Source organism: Streptomyces actuosus (assembly GCF_016921115.1).
Classification (GTDB): Bacteria; Actinomycetota; Actinomycetes; order Streptomycetales; family Streptomycetaceae; genus Streptomyces; species Streptomyces actuosus_A.
In genome coordinates this window covers 1-255 of sequence record NZ_JAFFZS010000306.1, presented here as the reverse complement: position 1 = coordinate 255, position 255 = coordinate 1, and the positions used below count along the sequence as shown (strand labels likewise).

At 69.8% G+C, this 255-nt stretch carries 1 protein-coding gene; it reads right to left on the bottom strand.

What is annotated here, in order from left to right:
- The coding region (locus tag JS756_RS39200) for a beta-ketoacyl synthase N-terminal-like domain-containing protein (RefSeq protein WP_275892798.1) at positions 1 to 255 on the bottom strand (255 nt) is incomplete at both ends.

Here is a 255-nt window from a genome sequence, read left to right as displayed (position 1 = left end):
GCTCCACCAGCAACAGCCCCACGCCCTCCGACCAGGCCGTGCCGTCCGCACCGTCCGAGAACGCCTTGCACCGACCGTCCGACGCCAACCCCCGCTGCCGCGAGAACTCCAGGAAGGTCTCCGGCGTGGACATCACCGTCACACCACCGGCCAGCGCCAGATCACACTCACCCGCCCGAAGCGCCTGAGCCGCCAGGTGCAACGCCACCAACGACGACGAACACGCCGTGTCCACCGTCACCGCAGGACCCTCGA